Genomic DNA, 22915 nt, shown 5'->3' with positions numbered 1-22915 from the left:
AACTATGAATTACGATCATGACGTTGCCATCATCGGTTCTGGCATTTCGGGTTCGATGCTTGCCGCGATTCTCGCCAAAAACGGCGTGAACGTCGTCGTGCTGGACGCGGGTACGCACCCGCGCTTCGCGGTCGGCGAGTCGATGGTGCCGGAAAGCGCCGTGCTGCTTGAACTGATGGCGGAGCGTTTTGGCATCCCCGAGCTGGCCTATCCGGGCAACATTGCCGAGATCAACCGGCATATCGGCTCCTCGGCGGCGGGTGTCAAACTGGCCTTCAGCTTCGCATGGAACGGCTTTCGCAAGGAACACGATATAGCCGATGTGGTGTCGACCCCGGTGCTCGCGCCGGAAGCCCACCTGTTTCGTCAGGATATCGATGCGTACTATGTCGCGCTTGCGGCCCGTCTCGGCACGGTTATCAGGCAGCAGGCACGTATCCAGTCCATTGACGTCGCAGGGGAGGGCGTCACGCTGACACTTGCCGACGGTCAGCGCCTGCACACACGCTTCGTAGTCGACGCCGCGGGTTTCCGCGCGCCGCTCGCCGACGCGTTGCAACTGCGCGAAGGCGCCCGGCCGATGCAGGCAAACACGCGCTCGCTGTTCACGCATATGGTCAACGTCGACCTTTACGAGGATGTGATCGCACCGATCGAGACACACGGTTCGCCGACTGCGTTGTCACAGACTACGCTGCATCACATGTTCGACTGCGGCTGGCTGTGGATCATCCCGTTCAACAATCAGCCGTTCAGCACCAATCCGCTGTGCAGCGTCGGACTGCAGTTCGATATCGACAGGCACGGCCCCGCGAGCCGCGATCCGGAACGCGAATTCCAGCAGTTTCTGGCCGACCATCCATCGGTGGCAAAACACTTCAAAAACGCCTCACGCGTTCGGGAATGGACCGTTGCACCGCGCCTGAACTACACGAGTCGCGAGACGGTCGGCGACCGGTATTGCCTGCTCGGACATGCCGTGGGATTCGTCGATCCACTGTTCTCGCGAGGACTGGTCAACACATTCGAATCGATCGCGCGACTGGCACCGACTCTGCTGAAATCGCTCCAGGCGGACCGCTGGCAGCGTGAAGACCTGTTGCCGCTCGAGCGCTACAGCCTCGAAGTCGTACGCATCAACGACCGCCTCGTTGCCAACTCGTACACCGCGTTCCGGACGTTTCCGCTATGGAATGCATGGTTCCGCCTCTGGCTGAGCGGCAGCTATATCGGCGTGCTGCGTTTGCGCCGGATTCTTGCCGACTATCTGGCTGATCGGGATAACGAAGCATTGGACGCGGCGTTTGATAACGCGACCTATCCGGGTCACCTGTCGATTGAAAGCCACCGCTACGAGCGGATGTTCGACGCCGCGTGCTCGGCGATGGAACGCTTCAAGCGCGGCGAGACCGGTGAAGCGCAAACCATAGCCACGTTACACGGTTTGTATGTGGAGAACCGCGAGCACCTGCCGCTCGACTTCTCGGACCTTGCCAACCGTTACGTCTCGCGACCGACGGCTGAATTTGCGAAGTCGCTACTGGACTGGGCGAACCACGCACCCGACGGCCTCGCGGCGAAGCTCGCGCGTGGTCCGAACGCGCGGCCGTTCGAGTTCCTCGACCGCTATCGCTACGGCGACCGGTTAGCGCTTGCCGCGCGTGCCGACGAACGTCTCGCAGAAATCCGGGCGCGCCGATGAGCGTCACCAACGAAACGCTGCTCAGCCGCCGGCAGGCCGCGGTTGCGCGCGGCGTCAACCAGGCACATCCGATTTTTGCGGCGCGGGCGGTAAACGACCGCATCTGGGATATCGACGGTAACGAGTACATCGATTTTACGAGCGGCATTGCCGTGCTGAATACGGGGCATCTTCACCCGGATGTCGTCGAAGCGGTCCAGCGGCAATTGGGCCATTTCGTTCACACCTGTTTCGCTGTGCTGCCGTACGAGTCCTATGTTGCGGTATGTGAGCGGATCAATGCGCTGGCGCCGGGCGATGGCCTTAAAAAGACTGCCCTGTTCAGCACGGGTTCCGAAGCCGTTGAAAGCGCGATCAAGATCGCCCGCGCGCATACGAGACGCAGCGGTGTGATTGCCTTTACCGGCGCCTATCATGGCCGCACGCTAATGGCCCTGGCAATGACCGGCAAGGTGGCACCCTACGCGTCAGGAATGGGCCTCATGCCAGGCCATGTCTACCGCGCGCTGTATCCGGACGCGCTGAACAACATCGACGTCGACGCGGCGCTTGGCAGCATTGAACGCATCTTCAGAAACGACGCTGCCGCCGAAGACATTGCCGCGATCATCTTCGAACCGGTGCAGGGCGAGGGCGGAATACAGGTGGCCCAGCCTGGATTCGTCGCGAAGTTGCGTGCGTTGTGCGACCGTGAAGGGATTGTGCTCATTGCCGACGAGGTGCAAAGCGGTGCCGGCCGCACGGGTACCTTTTTCGCGGTTGAGCAGATGGGAGCGACGCCGGACCTTTTGGTGTTCGGTAAATCGGTGGCCGGCGGATTACCGCTCGCGGGCGTGACGGGCCACGCCAGTGTGATGGACGCCGTGGGGCCCGGTGGCCTGGGCGGTACCTACGCCGGTAACCCGCTGGCCTGTGCGGCCGCGCTGGCCGTACTCGACGTCATGAAGCGGGAGCAGATCCTGGGGCGCGCCCGTCAGGTTGGCGAGATCACGCGTACGGCGCTGCTGGCGATGCAGCAACGCTATCCGTTGATTGCAGACGTGCGAGGACTCGGGGCGCTGATCGGCGTCGAGTTGCGCACGCCCGACGGGCAGCCGGCAAAAGACCTCACCAGCAAGCTTGTGACGTCGGCGCGCGATGAGGGACTGCTGTTGCTCGCGGGCGGGACACACGGCAACGTCCTGCGTATGCTGGCACCGCTGACGGTCGAGCTGCGGACGCTGGAAGCGGGGCTGCGCATCCTCGACCGGTGCTTTTCGACGCTGTGCCGACCGGAGCCTGGACGCCATGACTGACCTCTCCAGACTCCTCAACGGACATCGCTCGATCCGGCGTTACAAGCAGGACCCGATTGCGCGTGAACTGATCGACGCGGTATGTGCCGACGCAATGGCAGGGGCTTCGTCGTCCGGGAATCTGAACAACGTCTCGCTGGTTTTGACACAGGATGCACGGCGCAGACAGCAGTTATACGAGCTGCATGCACGACAGCCGATGATCCTGCAGGCACCCTTGCTGGTGACCTTTGTTGCGGACTGCTACAGGACGCGGCGCTGGCTCGCGCGAGGTGCGGCACGCGACAATTTCAACAATCTGATGGGCTATCACATTGCACTATGCGACGCGATGATCGTGGCGCAGAACGTCTGTCTGGGATTCGAGGCTCGCGGCCTGGGTGTCTGCTACATGGGCTCGACGCTATCCGCGATGAGCGGCATCGCGGCGGCCCTGAATCTCCCGGATACCTGCGTGCCGGCGGCGACGATTGTCGCCGGGTATCCGGACGAAAATCCCGACAAACGTGACCGGTTGCCGATGTCCGCGCTGGTTCACGAAGAGTTTTACCGCGACCCGAGCGACGAGGAAATCGATGCGAGCTATGCCGAACGCGAGCAGCGCGCCTGGCCGCGGCACATGTCCACCACGGCCGCGCGGTCGAAGCTCGAACTGCATGGGATCACGTCGATGGCGCAGTTGTACTCAAGTCCACTGAAATACGACCCGGAGGTCTTCCACTCCGATTCGCGACGGTTGCGGGAATTTCTGGAGTCGAAGCATTTCATCTCCTGAAAGCCGTTGCGTTTTGCGTTGCAGGCGCTGGGTACGCAAGGCGGGCGAGTGATAAAGTCAATGCCCTCAAGACTGCAAGATGGGAGCAAGACCGATGAAAGTTCTATGCACTGCGCTGCTCGCCACGGTGGCGCTAACGGCGCACGCCGCCGAGCCCGCACCTAACCAGCAATGGCGCGCGATCCCGGCGTCGCTCCATGACGTCATCATGAACGGCTATAAGCTCGTCTCGGCGTTCGACACGCCCGGACAACAGTCATCGAGGACCGTGCGCACCTACGTGCTGCAGAAGGACGACAGCCTCGTCCAATGCACCGAATCCCACGACGGCGCCGTTGGCGAATTCAGATGCTCCGAAATCGTCCAGCCCTATCTGGCATCCCTGCAGGGCAAGAAGTAGGATTTGCCGGACCAGGAGCGGATGGTCGGAACGGGAACGTGAGGGAAAAATACATTGTCACGAGATCAGTGAACTTCACGTCCAAACAGGTCATCCACGATTTTCCGCGCAGCGCTATAGCCTCCCATAAGGGCGCTGACTTCGGTATCAAACGGGCGTCCGCCAGCCTCACCGAATCGGAGAGGCGAAAAAATCGCAACTGCCGTTCCTGCCTGAAAGACCCTGACTACCGCGACGTACCCAGAACGCCCTGCCAGTCGTGTGATCGGCGGTAAGCTGAATTGCGACTCGACAGATACCTGAAGAGTGAACCCTTGATATTCATACGTTCGCATCATGAACCGTTCCGCCATTACTTTTCGTGACGACACTCGCGCACGCCTGGCATGGCTCCCAGCCGCGTACAGATCGCAGTGAACTCGGGTGATGACGCGCGAGACAGGGCAATCTGCACATCGTCGAGCTCCGGGTCGTCTTCGGACTGCTGAACAATGAACTGCTTGACCCGGACGCTTCCAGTTCCAAGTGCGCGATGCAGACTGTCCAGAGAAACGCTTCCGCGCTCGGCCAGTAGCTGGATGTTGCGCTGTTGCCGCACGGAGATAAAGCGACGCTCCAGCGGCTTCATCCCGGCAAGGATGATCAGGATAATGACTGTCGCGCCGATAGCTGCGGTGTACATGCCTCCGCCCACGGCGAGTCCGATTCCTGCAACCGACCAGAGACTGGCCGCGGTTGTGAGACCGCGCACAACCTCGCCGCGCAGCAGGATCGATCCGGCGCCGAGGAAACCGATGCCTGATACCACCTGGGCTGCGACCCGCGAAGGGTCCAGTACGACGTTCTTTTGAGTCAGCGCGTCTGCGAAGCCGAACGCGGACACGAGCATCATCAACGACGCGCCGACGCATACCAGCATGTGTGTACGCAAACCCGCGGCCCAGTTCAGCCTCTCTCGCTCAAAACCAATGACACTGCCCAGCAGGGCCGCCATAAGCAGGCGAGACAGGATTTCGAAATTGCCTATCACAATGAAGTCCGCAAAACGTTAAGTCGCGCCGTATGGTTGCCTCGGAGCGGCTGGACAGCCTCGCAGCTACGCGCTAGGAGCAGCTTTGCTATCGAGGTCGACGGCGGGGACCGCTATTGTGACATTTTTGTGACTGACGAGCAGCCGGACAATTTCTCTGGTCGGCACGCTAGTGATGACGTTGGACACCTGTTTGGGCCGAATCCAGCGGCACCGGGAGATCTCATTGCTGGCTGCGGGCGTGAGGTTCGTCGGCAGCTCCACGAGGAACACGTGATGTCTTTTGGTTAGACCGCCAAACTGGAACAGAAACGAGAAGCCATCGATCCCGAGGGCAGTCTCTTCCAATAGCTCTCTTCGCGCCGCCTCGACTGGCGACTCGGAGCGCCGGATCGTGCCACCCGGCAGCGACCAGCGCGATCGGCCGCGAGTCACGAGGAGGATTTTGTCGTGTTGTCTGCACACCACGGTCGCTCTTTCTTTCATCGTCACCTGATCTTTGTTCCGGTGCTATCTTTGAAGCGTATGGCGCGGCATTCCGCTCGATGGGGTTCGACGGCTGCCACGTTAACTCGATATGAAAGTGAAGTTGCCGGGACCAGAAGGCTGAAGTGGAGTTCATCCTTCAGGAGCCAGCCTGCCTTCTGTTCCCGACGTTATTGTGACGGGGAGAAAATTCAATGAAAACCCGCTCGTCATTCGAGATCTGCCTGCCGCTGGCTGTGTTTGGAGTGGCATGCCTTGCGTCGCTCCCGACGCTGATTCTTTCGCTGCTCTGGCTAACACTTGGCGCCTGCTCGGTCGGCCACCGCTCGCTGGAAGAATTTCCTGCTGACGGAATCCCACGACATTGGCTTCGCGGGCCCCGCAGCATAATCCTCTGGCTCTACCACCTGGCATGGTGGCCGTGGTACATGCGATCGGAATTGCAACAACTCGGCGGTTCCATTGCGAATGCACTCGGCAAGATGCGACACCATGGGCGTAACGGCACGACGGACACGTCCTCAAAACGACGGACTCACGACGAAGAAGGATAACGGCCCGCGGCACCACCCGTAGGGCCCTCCTCGCCAAAGCCCATGAGTCACTCTCACAGACCGGCCTGCCCGGATTGCCCGGAACTCTGCCCAGCCATCGATGTGATCCATTCTTCAAAGGCTACGACTGCGCCGTCCGTGGCGCGATCGGCGTTGATCACAAGCGCGTAGTCGGCGGCGCGCCATGTTGGCGCTGCAATCGGGCACACGAGACGCCCTGCGGCAATCTCGCGTGCGATCAGCGGCAGCGATGCCAGTGTGACACCCAGACCCTCCACGGCTGCGGCAAGCTGGAGGTGTACGTGCTCGAATTCGACATGACGGGCCGTCCGCAGGTCGGGCGCGCCTGCCTCCCGAAGCCAGTGCGACCAGGCTGTGCGCGTACTGGCGGAATGCAGCAGGGTGTGATGGCGCAGATCGGTCACGTCCACTATGGGGTGCTGGCGCAGCAGTGCAGGGCTGCAGGCGGGCAGACGCCAGTCGGCCATCAGCGTGCGCGACACGACGCCAGCGCCTTGTTCGGGTCCGGAGCGAACGCCGATGTCGAAGGCGTCGCCGATATAGCGCAACTTGCGCGATGTGGTGGACACGCGCACGTCAATGTCGGGGTAACGCGCCTGGAAGCCGGCCAGACGCGGCAGCAGCCAGCACAGCGCGAAACTCGCCGGCACGTTCACACGCACGATGCCCGATACCCGGCGCGCAAATTCTTCGTGGCGCAACCGCGCCGCCACGGTGCCCAGGCGCTCGAACGCGGTGCTCACTTCGCTCATCAGCGCGGCGCCTTCATCGGTAAGCACAACGCCGCGAGGACGACGCTCGAACAACGGTAAGCCGAACCAGTCTTCCAGCAGCCTGATCTGCTTTCCGACGGCCCAGTGCGTGACATGCAAATCGGCTGCGGCGCCGGCGAAGCTGCCGTGCCGGGCTACCGCTTCGAAATTGCGCAACGCGTTAAGTGGCGGCAGGTTGTCCCAGCCCTTCGCAGTGGCGCTGTCTCTACCCATGACGTGACTTTTTCTCTCCATTGACGCGATATTAGCTCAATTGAAGTACATCGTCGCCCCGTCATAAAATTGCCACATGGAGCCTGAACACCCAACGGCGACGGGCCTTTCCGGTTCGCCTTGTGACAAGAGGATTGATATGCGCCTGCCCGATTTTTCCCCGTCGCTTACACAGCAGACCGACTCAGCGGGTCGACAGGTCGCCCCGTCACGCTCGCGCGTGCTGTGGCTCTCCTGCGTCGCGCACGCGATGCACGATGGCTACACAGACATGATCTATGCGTTGCTGCCCGTGTGGCAGGCGGACTTTGGTCTTGATTTTGCCGCCCTGGCGATCCTGCGCGGTATTTATGCCGGCACCATGGCTACCCTCCAACTGCCTGCCGGGCGCCTCGCGCAGTGGCTGGGCAGCCGTGCCACGCTGGCCCTCGGTACTTTGCTGGCTGCGCTCGGCTATGCAGTCGCCGGGATGTCAGGCGGCCTGCTTGGTCTGTGCGTGGCTTTGGCGATTTCGGGCAGCGGTTCGAGCACGCAACACCCGATCGCCTCGGGCGCCGTCTCCCGTACCTACGGGCGCAACGCCCGAGGACCTCTGAGCATCTACAATTTTTCCGGGGACGTTGGTAAATCCGCACTGCCGGCCGCCATCTCGCTGCTCGTGACCATGATGCCGTGGCGTCACGCGTTGTGGATGGTGTCCGCATTGGGCTGCGTAATTGCTGTGGTCATCGCGCTATTTTTCCCGTCTATCCCGCGCGCTGCGCCGGTGGACGTAGAGGCGCCCGATCACCGTCGCAGCACCGCGGGAAGCGGTTTTTCCCTGCTGTTCGCGATTGGTGTGCTCGATACGGCCGTGCGTATGGGGTTGCTCACCTTTTTGCCGTTCCTGCTCAAGGCAAAAGGCGTCTCGCTGCCGATGGTGGGGACTGCGCTAGCGCTGGTGTTTATCGGCGGTGCGGCCGGCAAGTTCGCTTGTGGCTGGCTTGGAGCACGCATGGGCGTGATAGGCACGGTGCTGGTCACCGAGGGCGGTACAGCAGCCTGCATCGTCGCCGTGATGTTTCTCCCACTGGCGCTCACCATGGCGCTGCTGCCGCTTCTGGGCGTGATGCTCAACGGCACTTCCTCGGTGCTCTATGGAACCGTTCCGGAAATGGCGGCCCCCGAACGTACTGAGCGTGCATTCGCGTTGTTTTACACGGGCACGATAGCGTCGGGTGCCATTTCGCCGGTTATCTACGGTTTTCTTGGCGACCGGATTGGCGTACACGGCGCCACTTTTGCCACGGCCCTGACCGCGTTGGCGATCTTTCCGCTGGCGCTCGCACTGCGCCCGCATCTGGCCGTCGAGGAAAGACGGTGAGTCCCGCTCGTGAAGCTGGCGACGCGTAAAGCCCGCGCCGCGAACAGCAATCGACCACCGCTTGCTCCTACGCCTCCCGCTTGCTGCGCCCATACAGGAGCAGCATCGCCGCGATCACCACGCCGTAGATAATCTGCCGTCCTGCCTCTGGCATCTGCGCGACCGAGAGGATCGACTGCAGCAGCGTGATGAGGATCGCGCCGGCGACCGTGCCGAGGTACGAACCGCGGCCGCCCAGAATCGACGTGCCTCCAAGCACGACCGCCGCGATCGCCGGCAACAGGTAAGCATCGCCCATCGACTGCGCCGCTTTCGATGCATAACCCGCGAGCAGCACGCCGCCGAACGCGGCGAATCCGCTGCACACGGCGAAAGCGGCCACTGTCACGAGCCGCGTATTGATGCCTGAAAGATATGCCGCGCGTTCCGTATTGCCGATCGCGTACAGCGTGCGGCCAAAGGTGGTGCGCGACAGCAGGAATATCGTGGCGGTGCCGATCAGCACCCACAGCGCGACGGCATTCGGCACGCCCGGCACGAGCCAGCCCGCCGCGAGCCATCGCATCGCGTGCGGCGCGGAATCCTGTGGCGACGATCCCCCCGTGTAGACGATCATGATGCCTTGCGCGACCGCATTGGTTGCGAGCGTCGCAATCATGGACGGAATGCGCAGCAGCGCGACAAGGATGCCGTTGACGATGCCGATCAGCACGCCGCAACCGATCCCAACCGGAATCGCGAGGATGCCCCCGAGTTCGCCATGTCCCGCGACGGCGCACGCCATCATCGCGCCGACCGTGATTGTCCACGGCAGCGACAGGTCGATGTGGCCGAGAAGTATCACCATCATCAGGCCGGTCGCGATGATGCCGAGGAACGCGCCCACCTTCAGCTGCAGCAGAATGTATTCCGGCGACATGAAGCTGCGCGAATACATCCCGCCGACGAGCAGCAGCGCGACGATGCACGCGAACGCGATGACGATCGGACGATCGACTTTGCGCGTGAGCCTCGACAGGAACGTGCTCCGGCTGCTTGCGGAAACGTCGCTCATTGAAACGACTCCAGACGGTTGCGCACCCTGAATAGCCCGCATGCTCCGATCGCGACAGCGAGCAGCAGAATCACACCCTGAAAGAGCGGCTGCCAGAGCGCATCGACGTTGAACACGAACAGCAGGTCGCCGATGGAGCGGAATGCAAATGCGCCGAAGATCGCGCCGATCGCGCTGCCTTTGCCGCCGAGCAGCGACACGCCGCCGATGACCACGGCGGCGATCGAGAACAACGCATAGGAGTTGGCACTGCCGAGGCTCGCTTCTCCCGTGTCCGTGAAGAACGTCAGAAAGAGGCCGCCGATCGCGGCGAGCAGGCCAGCCAGCGTATAGCTCGCGAACTTCGCGCGCTGGATCGGCATGCCGGACAGAAAAGCCGCGGACTCGGACGAGCCGGTCGCGTACGCCGCGCGCCCGATTACCGAGCGTTTGAAAGGAATCCAGACGATCACCACAGTCGCGAGCAGAATCAGCAGGCTCGCCGGCACGCCGCCGGTGACCTTGCCGGTCAGTGCGTCGGCGAGGTCCTCGTTGATCGATCCGCCGGGAACCGGGCGCAGCAGTAGCGCCAGCCCATAATAGACGGCGCCCGTCGCGATCGTCGTCACGATCGGCTGCAGACGGCCGAAAATGATGATGATGCCGTTGAGCGCGCCGCACAGCGCGCCGACCGCGAGCACGCCGACGATGCCGAGCGCGCTGTGCAGCGCATCGCCGGTGACGATCCACGATCCGACGCAATTCGTCAGCACGAGCGTCATGCCGATCGACAGGTCGATGCCAGCGGTCAGCACGACCAGCGCCTGGCCCATCGACACCAGCGCCAGCAATACCGCCTTGTTCGCTGCCGTCTGAAAGACATTGGACGACAACGTCGATGGATAGTTGAAGAGATAGATCGCGAACATCAGCACGAACAGGCCGAACGCGAACGTCGTCCCGCGATTTTCCGCATACCAGTAACGCAGCCCGCTCATAGCGCGACTCCCGTGGAAGGCGAAACCTGGCCGACGGGCAGGTCCAGTGCACTTGCAATCAGGTTCTGCTCTGTGATCTCCGGCCCGGCAAGTTCCTTCTTGATCCTGCCTTCGTAGAGAACGAGCACGCGATCGCAGCAGCCGATCAGCTCGTCATAGTCGGTCGAATAGAAAACGATCGCGGCGCCTTCGTCGGCGAGACGCCTGAGCAATTGATAGATCTCCTGCTTGGTGCCGACGTCGATGCCGCGCGTCGGATCGCTGAGCAGCAGGATTCTTGGCTGCCGGATCAGCCACTTCGCGATGACTACCTTCTGCTGATTGCCGCCCGACAGCGAACCCACAGCCGCATCGACGCTGAACGACTTGATCGCGAGGAGCTCCATCATCCGGTCGACGAACGACTGCTGGCGATCGCGATCGATCACGCCTGCGGTGGACATGCGATCGAGCGCGGCAAACGACAGGTTCTCGCGCACCGACATCGGCAGCATCAGCCCTTCGGTTTTGCGGTCCTCCGGAATCAGCGCCATACCGATCTGGTTGGCGCGCGCGACCACGGGGCTCGTGATCGACACGGCTTCGCCGTCGATCTCGATCTTGCCCGTGCAGCCGCGCAACACGCCGAATAGGGCGAGCAGCAGTTCGCGCTGACCTTGTCCGTCGAGGCCGCCGAGCCCGAGAATTTCACCGGGCTTCAGCGAAAAGCTGATGCCTTGCAGCGTGTCGTTCCACGCGAGATCACGACAGGCGAGAACCGGTTCGGCGGCGAGGCGCCGCCCGGGCTCGTCCGCGGGTTTATCCGGGAAGGCGTGCTGATATTTCCGGCCAATCATCATTTCGACAACGTCATTGTCGGTACGCGTGCCCGCCTCGAAGCTCATCACATGACGGCCGTTGCGATACACCGTGCATTCGTCCGCGAGAGCCTTGACCTCGTGCATCCGGTGGGAGATGAAGAGTATCGCGAGTCCCTCGTCGCGCAGACGTTTGAGCACTTCAATGACACGCGCCACGTCGGCCGCGGTCAGGGCCGACGTGGCCTCGTCGAGGATCAGGATGCGCGGCTCGTGCGCCAGCCCCTTCGCGAGCTCGACCATCTGCTGGCGCGACAGCGGCAGGTCGCGGACTTTCGCGAGCGGATTGATGTCGGCCGCGCCTGCGCGGGCGAGCGCTTCCTCGGCCTGGCGACGCTGGGTCCGGCGGTCGATCATGCCGAAGCGTCGCGGCGGATTCGAAGCGAAGATATTGTCCGCCACGCTCAGATCAGGGATCAGCGAGAGCTCCTGATACACGCAGACGATGCCGGCTGCGTTCGCCTCGGAGGGCGACGCGAAGGAGACCTGACGACCGTCGAGGTGCATGGTTCCCTCGTCAGGTTGCACGACGCCGGACATCACCTTCAGCAGCGTGGACTTGCCCGCGCCGTTCTCGCCGAGGACCGCATGGATGCGGCCGCTCTTCACCGCGAGATCCGCGCTATCCAGCGCGACGGCGCCGCCGTAGCTTTTCGACACGCCGGACATCTGAAAGAACGGCTGCTCCTCGTCCTGCCGCATGCTTGGTCTCCGATCCCATGCAAGGTGGTTGCCGTCACGTCACAGAACCAACCCGATCACTGGTTGCCCTGGCTCTGCTTCATGATTTCCTGCGCCGAGAAATTGATGCCGCAAGTCGGAAACGAGTTGCCGACGAAGAAGTTATCGGACTCATCCGGGAAATAGTTGACACCTGCTTTCAGTTTCGAATCGTCGGTGACGTCGAGCGGCAGCTTGATCGCGACCGGAATCGTCTGGCCGTCCAGTGCAGCGAGCGCCGTCTTGATCGCCACGGCCACCTGCGCGGGACCGCTACCCGCCGACGTGCACTTCAGGCCCTGGTTCCCATACTGCGCACAGAGCTTGCGAAAGCCGTTCTCCGTTTCGCCGCCGAACGGCACGAAAGGATGTTTCGCGTCGAGCATCGCGCGCACGACACCGGTGTCGCCGCCTTGCGCGGAGATGCCATCGAAATGGCCCTGCACGGCAATCGCGTCGGCCACGGCCTTCTGCGCGACGCCGTCGTCCCACTTGCCGTAGACCTGGACAACGTTCCACTTCTTGCCGGTTGCGTTCAACGTATTCTGGAAGCCATTGTGCCGGTCGGTATCGACCGATGTGCCCGCCACCCCGCGAATCTCGAGCACCTTGCCTCCGTTCGACACATGGGAGGCCAGCCAGTTGGCCCACAGCACGCCGAGCCCATACTGGTCGACGTCGACGTTGATCGCGTCCTCGCTGTCGAGCGTATTGTCGAACGCGATCAGCACGACACCGGCCTTCTTCGCGCGACGGATCGCGGGTCCGAACGAGGCGGGATTCTGCGCGTCGACGATGATCGCGTCATAGCCGGCATCGATGAAGTTGTTGACGGCCGAGATTTGCGCCGGCACGTCTTCGCCGGTCGAGACGACCTTGAATTCCTTGAGCCTGGCGGCGACGGCCGGTTGCGCCGTGTAGGCCTTGGCCGTCTTGATCATCTGGATACGCCAGGTGTTCGCGATATAGCCGTTCACCAGCGCGATCCGGTAGGGCCCGCTCTTCTTCGGATATTTGACGAACTTCGTGTCGCTCTTCCATGGGACCATGCATGTGGGATCGCTGGGCGGCCCGGGAACGATCGATGCCTGCGCGAAAGCCGTGCTTGCGCACAGCGCCAATGTCGCGGTCGCCGCCGCTCGAAGCACCTGGATTCCTGAAAGCATGTTGTCTCCTGTCTGTTGGATTGAACTTACCGATTGCCAGCGCACATGGCTTGTCGGGAATGACCGACACGGTGTGCGTATCGCAGGGAATCTTGCGGACGTGCTACAGCGGGACTGAATCGGACTCGCCGATCAACGGAATGACCTCTTCAAAGACGTCTCCTCGAGGCAAAACGAAGGATGCGCCTACGTTCCCTATTCGACAGTACTGGCATACCAATCCGCGCGCGATAGTGGTTTACCAGTGCGCCCGACGCACCACCCAATCGGGCTGAAACCCGCGCCGGTCATGCGCTTGACGGCCGAAGCCTGCGGCACGAAGACACGGCGTGACATCAAATTGGTGTACCATTTTGGCGAACTTTAGCCGCCACCAGACGGCTTCGACGATTTCGGGAATCCTGGATGGCCGATCTTTCGCACACGCCACCCGGCCGCGCCGCCGACGCGGACGCGGCCGACCGTTCCTATGTCGGGCTGGCAAAACAGATCTACGATCTGATCGAGGGCGGCGACGTCGGGCCGCGTGCCCGCCTGCCTTCCGAGCGCACGCTTGCCGAGCGTTTCGGGGTGAGCCGCACGCAGGTGAGGGAAGCGATCATCGCGCTGGAAGTGCAAGGCGTGGTCGAGGTGCGTGTAGGCTCGGGCATCTATGTGGCCGAAGCACCCGAGGCGCGCTCAGTCTCATTCGAACTACCGCGTGGACCAGGCCCGATCGAGACGCTGCGCGCGCGGGTGGTGATCGAAAGCGAGATCGCGGCGCTCGCCGCGACCGAACGCAAGGATTCGGACCTCGACCGGATCTTCGCAGCCTTACGCGCGATGCGAGAAAACATGGACGACAAGGCCGCGAACGAAGCGGCCGATCGCGAGTTTCATCTCTCGATAGCGCGGGCGACGGGAAACGAAGTGCTCCGCCTCGTGGTCACCGCGATGTGGGACAACTCCCGGGCCGACCCGCTGTGGAAAAAGATCGAGGAGCACTTCCATACGCCCGCGTTGCGGGTAGCTTCACAGGAAGATCATCAGCGCATCTTTTCGGCCATCATGGCGCGCGACGCGACCGCTGCGCGCACGGCAATGCAGGCGCATCTCGCGCGCGTGATCGGCGAATTCACGAAGGCCTGGCGCTAGCCCGATTTTCCCATTCCAGCCGGCGCGGCGGAGTGGCTCGTGTTACAGCCTCACAGCGTCAGACGAGCACTTGCGGAGTGCAAGAATCGCCGGCATGGCCGCGAGCGAATCGATCAAACCATCGCATTCCAGGGCCGCCGGGCCGTCCGATCCGGCATAACCATAGGTCACAATGAACACCGGCAGGCCGGCCGCCCGCGCGGCAATTACGTCGACCGGAGAATCGCCGACCAACACGCTGTTTTCAGGCGCCACGTCGAGCAACCGGCACGCGTGCCACAACGGTTCGGGATCGGGCTTCATTCTGGCGATTGAGTCCCCGGCAACCAGCACGTCGAGATAGCGGGCGAGCCCGGTCGTGAGCAGGAGCCGCGCGGCCAGTTCCTGCGGCTTGTTGGTGACGCAGGCAAGCCGGTATCCAAGCCGCTGCAGTTCACCAAGACCGGCGGCCACGTGGGGAAAAACATGGCCGAGGCGTCCATTGGTCCGCACATAGTGGCGATGGAACACGTTCAGGGCATGGTCCGCGTCGACTCGCCGATCCAGCCCAGCCGCTTCCAGCGAGCGTCGAACCAGGTTGGGCACGCCCTTGCCGATAAAGCCGCTGACCGTCGCGAAAGGCAACGGCGCCGTAGCGAGTTCGTGGAGCATGCGGTTGACCGCCTCGACGATGTCCGGCGCGGTGTCGACCATCGTGCCGTCCAGATCGACCAGCACGGCGCTGGGGCGCATGCCGGTCACGAAAGACTTCCGCTGCGCACTCATGCCAGCTCGGCAAGCGCGTGGCGATGCCACTGACGCAAGGTGGCCAGGTCGACCCAGCCGGCCGGTTCATCCGGCACAGACGAAGGAACCGGCGCATGGGGCTCGCCCAGGTGAGGCAGCACGGCCAACGCGCCGTCGAAGTCATCCTGCGACGTGTACGCGGTCGGCGTCACGACCGTCGGGACACCGGCTGCGCGTGCCGCGCGCAGCCCATTCGCGGAGTCCTCGAAGGCAACGCAGTCCGCGCCTTTCAGCCCGAGTTGCCGAAGCACGTCGAAGTAGACGTCGGGCGAGGGTTTCTTCGTGCGGGTCGTGCCGGCATCGCAGATGGCGGCAAAGCGGGTGCGCCATGCAGGGCCGAACGGCGCTTGCAGCAGGGCGTCGAGGTTTGCTGGCGTGGTGGTGGTTGCGATTGCCACGGGAAGGGCGGCGGCCTGCGCCTCGCCAATCAGACGCGCAATGCCAGGCCGCAAGGGCAACCCGCCATCCCGCACGCGCGCTGCGTAATGACGGGTCTTGATAGCATGCACGGCGTCGATCACCTCGCTCACGCGCATGCCGTCCCCTTCTTCCGGATCGGCGACGTGCCAGTAACGCAGCAGGCGCTCCTTGCCGCCCGCCACCTTGAGAAGACGCGTATAGAGCGCCTCGTCCCAGAACCAGTCGAGACCGGCTTCGGCGAATGCGGCATTGAAGGCCTGCAGATGGACGGTCTCGGTATCGGCAAGCGTGCCGTCGACGTCGAAGATCAAGGCGTGCATGGTCCGGTCCTCTCGCTGGTTCACGCAGTCACGATAGCGGAGACAGGTGCCGGTTTGAATTCAGAAATTCTTTCGACTCCGATAAGACATCCTTTAATTTGTCGCGGCGAGCGCCTACCGCATCAATTCGGGAAAATCTCCCGTCCGATGCCCGTTGTCAAACGGTCACCCGATGGACTACTTTGCTTGAATGACGCGAGTTTTCGCGGCGCAGCGCTTTTACTACGGAGTTCAACAATGCTGGAGACACGGTTTCGTATCACAACCCCCAGGCGTTTCCTCCCTTTCGCGGTCATCCCGGCTGTTACCACTTCGGTTACCACCTCGGTTGCCACTTCGGTTACCACCGCAGTCACGACGTTAGCCACCGCCGTCACGGCGATCGCGTTCGCCGCGAGCACGGCCTGGGCCGCCGCTCCCACGGCGTACGTGACGAGCGAGAAGGCCGGTGTCGGCGTGATCGATCTGGACCAGATGTCGCTGACAAAGACGTTTCCGGTCGGCGCAGACGGCCCGCGCGGCTTGAGTCTGAACAAGGACGGCAGCCGGCTTCTGGTCGCCAACAAGAATACCGGCGACATGGCGGTGATCGACACGGCTTCGGGCCAGGTCGTGCAGCGTGTGAAGATCGGCAAAAACCCCGAATATGTGCGCGTGCACAACGGCTACGCCTATGTTACCTACGAGCCCGGCGAAGAGGGCGGTCCGCCCGCGGCGAGTGGGGCCAATGCGGGCAATGGCAAACCGGGTGCCGACGACGATGCCAGCAAGCCGCCTGCGGAAATCGCGATTGTCGATATGAAGACGTGGCACGTGATTCGTTCGGTGACGAGCGGCCATGAAACCGAGGGCATCGAATTTTCACGCGACGGCAAGTCGATGCTCGTTACCAATGAGGGCGACGACACGATCTCGGTCTATCAGGCTCGCACGGGCGCGCCGGTCAGAACCGTGAAGCTCGCGGCGGGCGGCCGTCCACGCGGCATTCGCCTGTCGCCGGATGGCAAGGTTTATATCGTCACGCTCGAGTCGCTCAGCAAGTTCGTCGCGGTCGATGCGCACACGTTCGAGGTCCTCAAGACCGTCGATACGAAGCTCGGGCCGTACGGGGTCGCGTTCGGACCGAATGGCAAGCGGCTCTTCGTCGCTGCGGCGCGCGACAAGACGGTCCAGGTTTTCGACGGACACAGCTACGAGCATATCGCCGACGTCCCGGTCGGACAGCGTTGCTGGCACTTCAGCTTCACGCCGGACGGCACGAAGCTGCTGGTGGCGTGCGGGCGCTCCGATGCAGTCTATGTGCTCGATGCGCAGAACTATCAGCCGATCAAGCAGATCGGCGAACTGCCGCTGGCCTGGGGCATCGTTACCTATCCTGCCAGCGACGGATCGATTGAATCGCGCTAGTCCCACGCGTAATGCAGGCCGACGTAGAAACCACGCGGCGCGCCCGGTCCGACGAACTGTTCGTTGATCGGGTTCGCGCCGTCGAACGTATGATTCGGTCCGTTGAAGAAGTTCTCGCCGAGTACGCCGAAGCTTTCGTACTGCTTGTTGAGCAGATTCGATATGGTCGCGAAGATCTGCAACTGTTTCGTCACCTGGTATGAGCTGTCCAGATCGATCAGGAAGTAGCCGGAAATCTTGCCGTTCACATCCTGATTGTTCTCGTCGCCCTGCGCGTAGATGCCGCCCCGCCAGGTCAGGTTGGTGCCGATGTTCCACTTCGAAAACGGCGTGTAGTCGAGCCGCAGTTTGACCGTGTTCGCCGGAATGCCGGGGATATGGTCGCCCGGTTTGACGGTGATGTTGCCGTTGGCGTCGGCGCTCGAGTTGCTCGGGCTGCTCTCGGTCCAGGTCGAGCGGTAGGTGGCGTCGACGTAGCTGTAACTGGCGCTCACGCCGACTGGCCCCATCTGGCTGCGCCCGGCCAGTTCGACACCCTGGCGGCGGGTCCGCCCGACGTTCTGGAAAAAGCCCTGCGTGCTCGTCGCGCTGCTGATGAACTCGATATCGTTGTCGAGCGTCGTGCTGTACGCCGCGGCGCTCCAGCTCGTGGCGCTGCCGATGCGCCCGCGTGCGCCGATCTCGAAGGTCTTTGAGATCACAGGCTGCAGCGCCGGGTCCGCGACGAAATCGTTCGGCAGCGAGCAGGGGGCGGCCGGATCCGCACAGGTCAACTCGATGGCGGTCGGCGTGCGCATCCCTTCGTTGTATGTCGCGTAGGCCGTGAAGTTGCTGGTCGGATTCCAGTTGACGCCGACGGCCGGATTGAAGCGCGAGAACGTATCGTGGCCATCGAGTTGCGGTTGCTGGCCGCTCTCGTCGCCGATGTTGGCCTCCGCCCAGTTGTAGCGGCCCGCCACCGTCAACGACCACTGCCTGGTGATGGACAAGGTGTCGGTGAAATAGACACCATAGTTGCCGTCATGGGTTCGGGCATCGGTCTGCTGGGAGAAGCTGCCCACGCCGATCGTGGCACGCGTAGGCGTGAAAAACGCATCCTGCTCCGATTCCGTGTAGTGGGAATTGGCGAGGTCGGCGGCCACGCCTGCGACGAACTGGTTTTGCATGCCGCCGAGCTGCCCGAGCAAGGTCAGTTGCAGGCTTGCGCCGTAGCTCTGGGTGGAAACCGTCGATTTCGCGTTGGTGGCCTGGAGCGTATCGACCGTTCCATCCGGATTCAACGAGCCGAAATCCGTGTTGTTGTTGCTGCTAATGTTGGTGTTGAGGAACTGCCGGTAATAGACGTTACCGCTCAGTTCGACATGGTCGTTGAAGAAGTGATCCCCGGAAAGCGTGGCATAGCCGACGCTGTTCTCATTCTGATCCGGGTAGGTGTAGGGTTGCTTCGGATTGCCAAGGAACGAGCGCGGAATGGTTTGCGTGCCCTGCAGGTCGTTGTCCGCGCCGCCTGCCGAGAACGACAGCGTGGTGTCGGCGTCGGTGTAGCGTAGCTTGCCGAAGGCCTGGCGCAGCCGGCTTGGATTTCGCTCGGCCCAGCCGTCGTCGTTCTGGGCGTCGGCCGTCACGTAGTAATCCAGATTATCGCCAATCGTGCCGCCCTGTTCGATCTGGGCAGTCTTGCGGCCCCACGAGCCGGCCGTCACCTCGGCATCGCCGCCGGGGCTGGTCTTGCCGTTTTTCGTCGTGATCGAAATCGCCCCGCCGAGCGTGTTGAGCCCATAGGTCGGATTCGAACCGGGAATCAGCTGGATCGTGTTGACCGCCTGCTGCGGAAACAGATCCCAGTTCACGACGTCGCCGAAAGGCTCGTTGATGCGCACACCGTCCATGAACACCGAGAGCCCCTGCGGCGTGCCGAGCAGCGGCGATGCGGTGAAACCGCGATAGTTGATGTTGATCTGATTGGGATTGCCCTGGGCATCGGAGATATCGACGCTCGGCAGGTTCTTCGCGAAGTAATCGACCAGCGTGCTACGGTGCTGGCGTTCGATGTCCTGCGCACGCACCGTCTGCACGTTGGCAGGCACTTGCGACAAGGGCGTGCCGATGCCGAGCAGCGGTGTGGTGCCGACCACCACGATGGGCGCGAGCTGCACCGTGGGGCCGCCCGGAATCGCGCCGGTGGCCGCAGGGGACGATGCCGCCACTGGCGGCGCCGTCGTTTCGGCCTGAGCCCACGCCGTGGCGGGAAGGCCCGCCAGGGCGCCGCTGAAGCAGAGGGTGAAGCCGGCACGCCGCCGGAAACGGGGTAAGTCCGATAAGCGGGGCGGGCGGCGGGTGCGGGATGGCACGTTCATGGTTTTGTCTCCGGCCGGATTGACGCTATCTTCGATAACGCAGCCGCGTTGCGGCATGCGTAGCGCTTTCTTTCTGTGTGTAAAGCTTCGCATACGCCGCCGCGCGAAGCACGGGAGCTTTTCCCGATCTCGGGGGGAAACGTTCCCAAACGCGCCGCAACAAGCTGCCGTGTGCGAGCGGCCTGAGTAGAATGCAAACGTGACGGATGCAAAGGTGATGGCAAGCGACCCCTCGAACCCTTCTTCAGCGCGACCCGTTTCGCCGCATTCGACGGTGCGGCGCGACCTTGCGTGGGTGCTCGCGCTGACGGTGCTCGCCGCCGCATTGAGCGTGACATTCGATTTCAGCGAACGCGCCTATCGCTGGACGCGAGGCCTCGAGCGCTTCCAGCTCGACGAATTGCCGGGCACGCTGTGCGTGCTCTCCATCTGTCTCGCCTGGTTCGCATGGCGCCGCTATCGCGAGACACGCCGCGAGCTGAGCCGCCGTTGCGCGCTGGAGGAGCAGGCCGAACGCCTGCTCGCCGACAACCGGCGTCTCGCCAATCAGGCCCTGCAGGCGCAGGAACACGAGCGCCAGCATCTGGCGCGCGAACTGCACGATGAACTGGGCCAGTACCTGAATGCGATCTCGCTCGACGCCGCGCGCATCCGCGATCTGTCCAGCGGACGCGAGCCGGAAGTGCATCGCGTGTCGCTTGGTCTGATGCATAGTGCGAGCCATGTCTATCGGCAGATCGGCGGCATGATCCGGCGTTTGCGGCCCATCGGGCTCGACGAGTTCGGCCTGCCGAGCGCGCTCGAGCATTGCGTCGACGGCTGGCGCGAGCGGCTGCCGGATGCGTCGTTCTCGCTGACGATCGAAGGGGATTTTGCGGACCTGAGCGATGCGCTGACCATCACGCTTTACCGGCTCGTTCAGGAAGGGCTGACCAATGTCTCGAAGTTTGCCCGCACCTCACGTGTGGAAGTGTTCATGGTGCGTGCGCCGCGCGAAGCCCGGGAGCCTCAGGACCGGCACGACGCCGGGCGCATTGACGAGATCGTCGTCACGATGGCCGACGACGGTCCCGGGACCGATCTCGAGAAGCCTCGCAGCGGACTTGGCCTGATCGGCATGCGCGAGCGCGTCGAGGCGCTAGGTGGCGAATTTCACGTGGCGAGCAAGCCGCAAGGCGGATTCCTGTTTTGCGCGCGGGTGCCCGCTCATGCAGGGCTTGCCGAACCCGTGAACTGAAGCCCCAGACGATTCGCCATCTGTGCGAGTTGTACGCCGTTGTCGGCGCCGAATTTCTGCCGGATCACGGACTGGTGATTGGCGACCGTCTTCTGGCTGAGTCCCAGTTTCTCGGCGATGCTCGGCAGCGTATAACCCTGCACCAGCAGACGCAGTACCTCGAACTCGCGCGCCGATAACTGCCGTCCGGGCGGCCCATCGCTGAACGCGTTGCGCAGCGCGAGCGCCTGCGAGATATCGGGGCTCAGATAGCTCGCGCGCCGGGCGATGTTGCGCACGGCTTCCACCAGCACGTCGGGCGCACTGGCCTTGGTGACGTAGCCGAGGGCGCCCGCGTCGAGCGCGCGGCGTACGAAGATCGCCTCCTCATGCACGCTGAAGATCAGCACGCGCGCGTCGGGTTCACGCGCGAGCATGCGCCGCATCGCCTCGATGCCGCTTGCGCCCGGCAACGAAACGTCCATCACCACCACGTCGGGCCGCAGCGTGCAAAAACGCTGATAGGCCTGCGCAGCATCGGCCGCCTCGCCGCATACGTGCACGTCGGCATTCAGTTCGAGCAGGCGCCGGTAACCTTCCCGTACCACCGCGTGGTCGTCGACTAGCAGGACGGAGATGTCTCCGGCTGTCATGGTCAGCCTCCTGTGTGGCCGTGGTCGTGGCCGCTCATCTCGCCGCCTGTTTCGCCGCTCGCCGCAGCAGACGCGAGCCGCCGCGAATTGGCGTCGTTGCGAAACAGGATCGGCTGCTCGTGCGGCGGGGCGGCGGCCGCGTGCCGTGCCATGCTCACAACCTTCACCACGGTGTCGTGCTTCGGCGATTTGTCGCAGACCGGATCGGCATTGGCCGGGTCGCCCGTCAGCATATACGCCTGGCAACGACAGCCGCCGAGGTCGTGTTCCTTTTCGTCGCAACTGCGGCAGGGCTCCTTCATCCAGGCGAGGCCGCGAAAGCGGTTGAACGCGTCGCTCTCGTACCAGATCTCGCGCAGCGAGGTGTCTTTCACGTTCGGCAGCACGAGACCGGGCAGACTGCGCGCGGCGTGACAGGGCAGCGCCGCGCCGTCCGGGGCGACGCCAAGAAACACTGAGCCCCAGCCGTTCATGCAGCGCTTCGGGCGCCGTTCGAAATAGTCCGGCACGACAAAAAAGATCTTGCAGCGCTCACCATGCGTGCGGCGGTACCGCTCGACTACCGCTTCGGCCTCGTCGAGCTGTTCGCGCGTCGGCATCAGTTGCGCTTCGTTTTGATGCGCCCAGCCGTAGTACTGCGTATTGGCGAGTTCCAGATACTCGGCGCCCATCGCCAGCGCCATGTCGATGATCTTGTCGACGTGCGGCAGGTTGTAGCGATGCAGCACGCAATTGAGCACCATCGGAAAGCCGTGCCGTTTGATCGACGCGGCCACACGTTGTTTCAGCTCGAAGGTGCGGGTGCTGCTGAGGAAGTCGTTTAGCTGCTGGGTCGAATCCTGGAACGACAACTGGATATGGTCGAGGCCGGCTGCCTGCAGGTCGTCGAGACGCTTATCGGTGAGACCGACACCTGAAGTGATCAGATTCGTATAAAAACCGAGCTTGCGCGCCTCGCCCACGAGCACTTCGAGATCGTCGCGCACGAGCGGTTCGCCGCCTGAAAACCCGAGTTGCGCGGCGCCGAGCGCGCGCGCCTCACGTAACACGCCGAGCCACTGCTGCGTGCTGAGTTCGCGGCTGTGATCCGTGTAGTCGATCGGGTTGTAGCAGAACGCGCAGTGCAGCGGGCAGCGATACGTCAACTCCGCAAGCAGCCAGAGCGGCAGCGGGATCCCGTTTGGGACTGCTTGAGACTGGGCAGCGGCAGCAGGTTGTGACAGGTCCGTCATGGCG

General features: G+C 63.0%; 21 protein-coding genes. 9 read left to right on the top strand and 12 right to left on the bottom strand.

Annotated features, from left to right (window positions below):
* Positions 1 to 4: 4 nt before the first annotated feature.
* The 4 genes from BUS06_RS13605 to BUS06_RS13590 all read left to right on the top strand — a co-directional run bounded on the left by BUS06_RS13605 (position 5) and on the right by BUS06_RS13590 (position 4172).
* Positions 5 to 1702, top strand: a complete 1698-nt coding sequence (locus tag BUS06_RS13605; protein WP_074264733.1) for an NAD(P)/FAD-dependent oxidoreductase — start codon at positions 5 to 7, stop codon at positions 1700 to 1702.
* The gene (gene gabT / locus BUS06_RS13600) at positions 1699 to 2997 is read left to right on the top strand and encodes a 4-aminobutyrate--2-oxoglutarate transaminase (RefSeq protein ID WP_074264732.1); all 1299 of its coding nucleotides are present in this window, start codon (positions 1699 to 1701) and stop codon (positions 2995 to 2997) included. Before BUS06_RS13605 ends, gabT begins: the two co-directional genes overlap by 4 nt.
* Positions 2990 to 3772, top strand: a complete 783-nt coding sequence (locus tag BUS06_RS13595; protein WP_074264731.1) for a nitroreductase family protein — start codon at positions 2990 to 2992, stop codon at positions 3770 to 3772. Before gabT ends, BUS06_RS13595 begins: the two co-directional genes overlap by 8 nt.
* Positions 3773 to 3866: 94 nt before the next feature.
* Positions 3867 to 4172 (top strand): hypothetical protein, encoded by a 306-nt coding sequence (locus BUS06_RS13590; RefSeq protein WP_083611420.1) that lies wholly within the window; start codon positions 3867 to 3869, stop codon positions 4170 to 4172.
* 352 nt (positions 4173 to 4524) lie between these two features.
* Here the strand turns inward: BUS06_RS13590 and BUS06_RS13580 are convergent, their stop codons facing one another.
* Positions 4525 to 5166: an MgtC/SapB family protein gene (locus BUS06_RS13580; protein WP_254368905.1), complete on the bottom strand. Its 642-nt coding sequence runs from the start codon at positions 5164 to 5166 to the stop codon at positions 4525 to 4527.
* A 102-nt stretch (positions 5167 to 5268) separates the two neighbouring features.
* Positions 5269 to 5688 (bottom strand): NUDIX hydrolase, encoded by a 420-nt coding sequence (locus tag BUS06_RS13575; protein ID WP_074264728.1) that lies wholly within the window; start codon positions 5686 to 5688, stop codon positions 5269 to 5271.
* 194 nt (positions 5689 to 5882) lie between these two features.
* Here BUS06_RS13575 and BUS06_RS37435 point away from each other — a divergent pair, with 194 nt between their 5' ends.
* Positions 5883 to 6242, top strand: a complete 360-nt coding sequence (locus BUS06_RS37435; protein ID WP_143787516.1) for a hypothetical protein — start codon at positions 5883 to 5885, stop codon at positions 6240 to 6242.
* Between the two features lie 53 nt (positions 6243 to 6295).
* On the opposite strand, the gene BUS06_RS13570 is transcribed toward BUS06_RS37435, so the two are convergent.
* Positions 6296 to 7270: a LysR substrate-binding domain-containing protein gene (locus BUS06_RS13570; protein WP_074264727.1), complete on the bottom strand. Its 975-nt coding sequence runs from the start codon at positions 7268 to 7270 to the stop codon at positions 6296 to 6298.
* Between the two features lie 118 nt (positions 7271 to 7388).
* Between BUS06_RS13570 and BUS06_RS13565 the strand changes: the two genes are divergently transcribed.
* Entirely contained in the window at positions 7389 to 8612 is a 1224-nt protein-coding gene (locus tag BUS06_RS13565) for an MFS transporter (protein ID WP_074264726.1), read from the top strand.
* Positions 8613 to 8679: 67 nt separating this feature from the next.
* Here BUS06_RS13565 and BUS06_RS13560 read toward each other — a convergent pair whose 3' ends face one another.
* From BUS06_RS13560 to BUS06_RS13545, 4 genes are read right to left on the bottom strand one after another with little or no spacing between them, the layout of a single operon-like run.
* Positions 8680 to 9666: an ABC transporter permease gene (locus BUS06_RS13560; RefSeq protein WP_074264725.1), complete on the bottom strand. Its 987-nt coding sequence runs from the start codon at positions 9664 to 9666 to the stop codon at positions 8680 to 8682.
* Positions 9663 to 10643, bottom strand: coding sequence for an ABC transporter permease (locus BUS06_RS13555; RefSeq protein ID WP_074264724.1), 981 nt, complete (start codon positions 10641 to 10643; stop codon positions 9663 to 9665). Before BUS06_RS13555 ends, BUS06_RS13560 begins: the two co-directional genes overlap by 4 nt.
* Positions 10640 to 12202, bottom strand: a complete 1563-nt coding sequence (locus tag BUS06_RS13550; RefSeq protein WP_074264723.1) for a sugar ABC transporter ATP-binding protein — start codon at positions 12200 to 12202, stop codon at positions 10640 to 10642. The genes BUS06_RS13555 and BUS06_RS13550 overlap by 4 nt, the downstream gene beginning before the upstream one ends.
* A 56-nt stretch (positions 12203 to 12258) precedes the next feature.
* Positions 12259 to 13386: a sugar ABC transporter substrate-binding protein gene (locus tag BUS06_RS13545; RefSeq protein ID WP_074264722.1), complete on the bottom strand. Its 1128-nt coding sequence runs from the start codon at positions 13384 to 13386 to the stop codon at positions 12259 to 12261.
* A 405-nt stretch (positions 13387 to 13791) separates the two neighbouring features.
* Between BUS06_RS13545 and BUS06_RS13540 the strand changes: the two genes are divergently transcribed.
* Positions 13792 to 14520, top strand: coding sequence for a FadR/GntR family transcriptional regulator (locus BUS06_RS13540; RefSeq protein ID WP_074264721.1), 729 nt, complete (start codon positions 13792 to 13794; stop codon positions 14518 to 14520).
* 42 nt (positions 14521 to 14562) lie between these two features.
* On the opposite strand, the gene gph is transcribed toward BUS06_RS13540, so the two are convergent.
* Together gph and BUS06_RS13530 are read right to left on the bottom strand one after the other, a co-directional pair.
* Positions 14563 to 15285: a phosphoglycolate phosphatase gene (gene gph / locus BUS06_RS13535; protein ID WP_074264720.1), complete on the bottom strand. Its 723-nt coding sequence runs from the start codon at positions 15283 to 15285 to the stop codon at positions 14563 to 14565.
* A complete protein-coding gene (locus BUS06_RS13530) occupies positions 15282 to 16046 on the bottom strand; it encodes an HAD family hydrolase (protein WP_074264719.1) in 765 nt (254 codons plus the stop codon). The genes gph and BUS06_RS13530 overlap by 4 nt, the downstream gene beginning before the upstream one ends.
* 237 nt (positions 16047 to 16283) lie before the next feature.
* On the opposite strand from BUS06_RS13530, the gene BUS06_RS13525 reads away from it, so the two are divergent.
* A complete protein-coding gene (locus BUS06_RS13525; protein WP_074264718.1) occupies positions 16284 to 17453 on the top strand; it encodes a YVTN family beta-propeller repeat protein in 1170 nt (389 codons plus the stop codon).
* On the opposite strand, the gene BUS06_RS13520 is transcribed toward BUS06_RS13525, so the two are convergent.
* Entirely contained in the window at positions 17450 to 19810 is a 2361-nt protein-coding gene (locus BUS06_RS13520) for a TonB-dependent receptor (RefSeq protein ID WP_074266085.1), read from the bottom strand. The two genes, BUS06_RS13525 and BUS06_RS13520, sit on opposite strands and share 4 nt — an antisense overlap.
* A gap of 217 nt (positions 19811 to 20027) precedes the next feature.
* On the opposite strand from BUS06_RS13520, the gene BUS06_RS13515 reads away from it, so the two are divergent.
* Positions 20028 to 21047, top strand: a complete 1020-nt coding sequence (locus BUS06_RS13515; RefSeq protein WP_074264717.1) for a histidine kinase — start codon at positions 20028 to 20030, stop codon at positions 21045 to 21047.
* On the opposite strand, the gene BUS06_RS13510 is transcribed toward BUS06_RS13515, so the two are convergent.
* Both BUS06_RS13510 and pqqE read right to left on the bottom strand, forming a co-directional pair.
* Positions 21017 to 21679 (bottom strand): response regulator, encoded by a 663-nt coding sequence (locus tag BUS06_RS13510; protein ID WP_074264716.1) that lies wholly within the window; start codon positions 21677 to 21679, stop codon positions 21017 to 21019. The two genes, BUS06_RS13515 and BUS06_RS13510, sit on opposite strands and share 31 nt — an antisense overlap.
* A 2-nt stretch (positions 21680 to 21681) precedes the next feature.
* A complete protein-coding gene (gene pqqE / locus BUS06_RS13505; RefSeq protein WP_074264715.1) occupies positions 21682 to 22911 on the bottom strand; it encodes a pyrroloquinoline quinone biosynthesis protein PqqE in 1230 nt (409 codons plus the stop codon).
* Positions 22912 to 22915 lie beyond the last annotated feature (4 nt).

The organism is Paraburkholderia phenazinium (assembly GCF_900141745.1).
Taxonomy (GTDB): Bacteria; Pseudomonadota; Gammaproteobacteria; order Burkholderiales; family Burkholderiaceae; genus Paraburkholderia; species Paraburkholderia phenazinium_B.
The sequence above is the reverse complement of the archived record's forward strand: the minus strand, read 5'-3'. Positions and strand labels throughout refer to the sequence as shown.